This window comes from Gilliamella sp. HK2, from assembly GCF_001690265.1.
GTDB classification, from domain to species: Bacteria; Pseudomonadota; Gammaproteobacteria; order Enterobacterales; family Orbaceae; genus Gilliamella; species Gilliamella apicola_C.
In genome coordinates, this window is the sequence record NZ_LZGV01000100.1 from 1 (window position 1) to 2,374 (window position 2,374).

At 31.1% G+C, this 2,374-nt stretch carries 1 protein-coding gene and 1 rRNA gene; both read right to left on the bottom strand.

Going from position 1 to position 2,374, the window contains the following annotated elements:
• Positions 1 to 122: ribosomal RNA gene (locus tag A9G45_RS12380) — 16S ribosomal RNA — on the bottom strand; the annotation flags it as partial.
• A gap of 563 nt (positions 123 to 685) precedes the next feature.
• On the bottom strand, positions 686 to 1,795 hold the full coding sequence (locus A9G45_RS12385; RefSeq protein WP_065566412.1) for an acyltransferase family protein: 1,110 nt from the start codon (positions 1,793 to 1,795) through the stop codon (positions 686 to 688).
• Positions 1,796 to 2,374: the final 579 nt, after the last annotated feature.

Sequence of the window (2,374 nt, forward strand, 5' to 3'; positions counted from 1 at the left end):
CATACTTTACTCACCCGTCCGCCACTCGTCATCAAGTGCAAGCACTCATGTTACCGTTCGACTTGCATGTGTTAAGCCTGCCGCCAGCGTTCAATCTGAGCCATGATCAAACTCTTCAATTTAAAGTTTGATGCTCAATAACTGTCTCTGACATATTCAAATGAATCTTCAGTGTCACTTATCAAGACTTAATTTTTTAGTCCGTAGACTTTAATCTTTTGTCTCGCAAGTGCCCACACAGATTGTCTGTTTCTTATTTTTAAAGAGCTAACAGCCTTTTTAAATCAACTAACTTTCCGTTAGTTTACCTCGCTGTCTCAAGGGTTGCGTATACTACGCTAACCTTTTTTATTCGTCAAGATCTTTTTTCAAAATTTTTGATCTTAATTTTTCACTAACTCGCCTCAGCTTTTCGCTGACGCCGTGTCAGTGGATGCGCATTATAGGGACTTCATTTTTTTTGGCAAGCATTAATTTCAATTTTTCTCTCGTTTGTTTTTTATTTGTTCAAACCCTTTTATTCGCCACATTTGATGTAAATATAAAAATCCTCGTATTTTCAATAATTTTTTCAAAATTAATTTATATTTTGACTATATTTAAAAAGAGAACGATTATTCTCACTATAGTAATTATTCTTTTTTTACCAAAAGCATTAAAAAGCACTAAATATAAATAACGTGATTTAGCGAATTCCACCTATAAGATATTTTGCGTTATTTTTGAAAATTAATTTTATTATGTTAGCAATCATAATACTGATAACTAAAGTAGAGACTAAAAAAGTTACAGCCCCCAATGATGCTAACCAACCATTATCCGTTTTAATTATATTGCTTAGTGGAGAGATATATAACAAATGCTCAAGCTGTAACACAATGATTTCATGAATAAAATAGATGGGAAAACTTATATTTGCCATATAAGAGAAAAATTTATAAATCTTTCCTTTATTCTCTTTGTGATTGAGCCCATCTAAAAAATAAAGTGCTAATATAAATAAAACGATCTTTTGTAATGTATCATAATATAGCTTTTCTACAACCAAATGAGTCATATAGCGATAAGCAAGTGGAATGAAAAAACATAAACAAAAAAAGGATATTATCAAAAACAAATTATCTTTTACTGATTTGATAATAGTTTCATAATTTTGTTTTATCATCATACCAATTAGATAAATAGGACCGTAATGCAGTAAATTTAAAAACGGTTTAGTAAAATCTGGTTTAGTAAACATCACAACCCAAAACATAGCAATCAAACCTGCAACAATTAATTTTTTTTTCGACCAATAAAAGAAAAGTGGTCCCATTAAATATATCATGATAATCATTGGCATAAACCATAAAGGTAGAAGCTGTGTGCCAGTTAGCATCATGTGAACTATCGCATTCATAACACTAGGCTCAATTGATGAGAACCATGGCAAATTGGATAAGTACTGATAATGAAAAAAGATAAAACAAAAAAGTGATACCGAAATATAAGGGCATACTACTGTCTTAAATTTTGATAAATAGTATGCTTTAGTATCATATTTGTAAGTCAAGTGTTGAAATAAAAAACCGGCAATTAATACAAAAAAAGTAGTGAAATTAAATGCAAATAAATTTAAAAAAGAAAATAAATAACTATTTGTAATTAAATGATTATTTTTAAATACACCTAAGCAGTGACTAAAAACAATCATAATAATCGCAACACCACGTAATACGTGAATAGAATGAATTTTTTGCGGTTTTTCTGTTACCATTTTCGATAGTGTGAATAATGAAAGTGAATGTGCATACATTATCACATATTTATGTAAGTGCGACAAGGGCGCACTTATGACGCCTAACTTATTGATTTTATTCAATAAAGTTAGGTGGGCTATTAAAGTGAACAACTTTAATTAGCTACCCTTCACAATATCTGAGTAGGACGTTACACATGTCCGAAAGGATATTGTGTAACCTATATTCGGTAAAGAATAATTTTTTAGTCTGTGAGAGACAAATCTCATATATTTAAAGAACTAATTCTTTGGACAATTCAATTAATCATATCTGATATTCTGGAATTTCCAAGGTATTCAATAAGAAATTATTGAGCTGACCAAGGAAACGAAAGAACCCATCAGCATATAGTTTAAGCTAGAATTGACCTATTGTGAAGTTAAATAAGTGCACAAGCTGTTATTATCATTGTTGGCATATTTTATAGGCACTATGTTATATAAAATATGAGTCAACCTGTTATATGGCTAACAGTAGCCTAGGGATAGTGCGAGATTGGCAACGGTCTGGTGCGGAGCTTCCTGACAATGTACCCCCTTGAGGAATAGCAAGGTTAATGCGTATCGTGAGGTAACATTAAGTAATGGCAAGTA